Below are 3,254 nucleotides of genomic sequence, written 5' to 3'. Positions count from 1 at the left end.
ATTGCAAGCCTTAGCAGGTGTTGCAGATGCGTGTTCCAGGTCCAATTCTGCATGAAGTCAGCGGCGGCAATGCTGCGATGGTGGGCTTCCTGGCGATCGACGTAGATTCGCTCCAGCGTCTCAACCAGCTCGTCTGCATCCGGTTCGCCCCAGCCCTTCGCGTCGATCGACGGCTTCACCGACGGTTGTGCCCGCAGAGGATAGCCGAGATTGTGGCGAATTAGGTCTAGGTGTGCCGTATTGGCAGACAGCACGGTGGGAATGCCGCAGGCGAGACTTTGCATTGCCAGCAGCGGTGTGCTGTAGCACCGATCGGCAAACACCACGACGCTCACTTCGCGCAGCAGTTGACCCAATAGCGGATTCGGCACCTGCTCCATCACTACGACGGCAGTTGGCGGTAAGTCGGCGTTTAGCTGGAACGGCGCGATCGCTTCGACGAGCAGTAAGGCATCGGGGTGATGCGCATGAAAAGTCTTGAAGGCGCTGAGAATCACATCAAAGCCGCTGCGATCGCTGAGTTCACCCCGACAGAACACAACGAAGCGATCGCCAAACCGATTCGCGTTCGGCGCAGGATGAAACACACTCGGATCGATTCCTGGCAAAATCATCTCCGCCTGCAATCCGTAGCGGCTTAAAATCTCCGCGTTCCAGCTAGAAAAGGTAATGAGCTGATCGAAGGTTTGCAGACGCGCGATCGCCGCGGCGGACAGTTGTGAGTGACTCAGGCGCACGAGTCCCACATTGCGCTGGTCTGGCAGTGGCTCAACTGCCACATCGTCGGTTAGCGCGTGCAGGACGATCGACGACTGTGGTGGAGCGTCTAGCTGCAGCGGACCCAGCAGGGCACGATCTAGCGGCGTCAGCGACGCTGCCATTGACGTCAGCACAGGCTGCACGCGAGACTGCGTCCGAAGCTGAAGCGCCAGATTCGTTCCGTAAATTCCCCACTCGGTAAGTTGATCCAGTTGCCAGGACAGAGCGATCGTCGGGGTCGTCGATCGAGTTGGTTCCGGCGTTGGTTGCGCAAGCTGCCTTAGAGCGACGTGGACGCGATCGAACACCGCACTCCAATCGCCGCGTCGCGGCTGACGAAACAGCCGCATTGTCGGGTACCACGGGCTATCCTGCCGCTCCAGCATCCAGCGCCAATCGGGAGCAAAACACAGCAGCAGCCACACGGGTTTGCCCATTGCGCCTGCGAGATGGGCAACTGCCGTATCGACGGTAATCACCAAATCGAGCTGGGCGATCGTCGCAGCGGTATCCGCAAAATCGTGCAGGTCTTGACTCAAATCTGCGATCGCAGAATCGCTAGCTAACTCCGCGGCAGCCGCGCCCTTCTGGAGGCTGTAGAAGCAAACGTTAGGAATGTCTAGCAGGCGTTGAAACTGGTCCAGGGGACACGATCGCTGGCGGTTGTTTTTGTGGTCCGGGTTGCCGCTCCAGACGATGCCGACGTTGAATTTTGAATTCTGAATTTTGAATTCTGAATTTTGGATTTTAGGGATAAAAGGAAAGGGGGCGGGAATGGTGTCGAGGGTTGTTCCTAAAATACGCGGCAGGCTGAGCAGGGGTGCGTGGACATCAAACGGGAGAAGGGGAGCACCCTGGGGAACGAGACGATCGATGCCGGGGACGGTTTGCAGCAGCCGCAGCAGGGATTCTTGGCATTCGACGATGACGCTGCCGACGCGATCGCGCACCAGCGCTACATAGCGAATAAATTGCAGGGTGTCGCCGCAGCCTTGTTCGGCGTGGAGCAGAATCGTTTTGTCGGGCAGCGGTGAGCCGTCCCACAGCGGTTGGGAGAACGAACGACTCCAGTTGGGCTGCTGCCAGCGCCATTCGTACTCGGCGAATCCCTGCGTTAGATCGCCTGTCAGCAGCAGCGCGTGACCCAAATTCTTGTGGGCGCTGACGAAGTTTGGTTGCAGTTGCAGCGCACGACGATAGCTGGCGATCGCCGCGTCCAGTCTGCCAAGCTGCCGCTGTATAAAGCCAAGATTGTAGTGCGCTTCTGCAAAATCCGGTTGCAGCGCGATCGCCTGCTGGCTTCGCTCAACGGCTTCTTCCAGTCGATCCTGGTCTCGCAGCGCTACCGAGAGATTCTGGTACGCCTCTACATAGTCGGGCTTGAGGGCGATCGCCCGCTCGTAGTGGGCGATCGCGTCCACCGATTCGCCCCGCTGCTGCAAGGCATTTGCAAGATTTCCCCGCGCTTCTGCCCATTGGGGCTGTGTTTGAACCACTTGCCGCAGGTGGGGAATTGCCAGTTCCGTTCGACCGGTTTGGCACAGAATGACGGCAAGCAAGTGGCGAACTTCGGCGTGGTTCGGCTTCTGCTGGAGGATCTCGTGACACTCGTGTTCCGCGTCGGAGAAGTTGCGGGTGTGGTAGTGGTGCAAGGCGGTAGACAGTGAGGCGGCGTTGGAGGTGGTGTGTTCTAGGGTCGATCGGACCTGCTGAATCACCGTGCTCCAATCGCCAACGCTGGGCTGACGGAACAGCCGCATCGTCGGATACCACGGGCTGTCGTCGCGGTGCAGCATCCAGCGCCAGTCGGGGGCAAACGGCAGCAGTAGCCACACAGGTTTGCCGAGAGCACCCGCGAGATGGGCAACTGCCGTGTCGATCGAAATCACTAAATCAAGCGACTGAATCAGCGCGGCGGTGCTGCTGAAGTCGGTCAGCCGATCGCTCAAATCGTGAACGTGAGGATGCGATCGTAGCCGCTCTTGGTCTTCAGGACTCAAGTCTTTCTGCAAGCTGTACAGGGCCACATTCGGCAATGCCAGCGTCAGCAGCAACTCCAGCGGACAGGTGCGCGTGCGGTTGTAGGGGTTCTGGGGATTGCCCGTCCAGACGAAGCCGAGCTTGAATTTTGAATTCTGGATTTTGAATTCTGAATTTCGAATATCAGAGGGAAACGACAGGGAGGCGGGGATTGTGTCGATCGTGGTGCCCAGAAGATTAGGCAGGCTCATCAACGGCGCGTGCACATCGAAGGCGAGTGGAGTTGCCCCATAGGCAATGACCTGATGAATGCCGGGAAGCCCCTGGAACAGGCGAACGAGCGGAGGATGACATTCGACGATGACGCGACCGCCACGATCGATCACTAGGGGCACATAGCGAATGAACTGAATCATGTCGCCTACGCCCTGCTCTGCGTGCAGGAAGATGGTTTTGCCGTTTAAGGGAGACCCGTCCCACAGCGGTTGGGCAAAGGGACGCATCGGCAGAAACGA

The 3,254-nt window shown here is 58.6% G+C and carries 1 protein-coding gene; it reads right to left on the bottom strand.

Translation table 11 applies throughout. From position 1 onward, the window contains the following. Positions 1 to 3,254: tetratricopeptide repeat protein (locus tag H6F43_RS00130; protein WP_190340017.1), on the bottom strand; the 3,254-nt coding region annotated here is incomplete at both ends.

The sequence above is a fragment of the Leptolyngbya sp. FACHB-36 genome (assembly GCF_014695955.1).
GTDB lineage: Bacteria > Cyanobacteriota > Cyanobacteriia > Leptolyngbyales > Leptolyngbyaceae > FACHB-36.
This window is presented reverse-complemented; position numbering and strand designations above follow the sequence as displayed.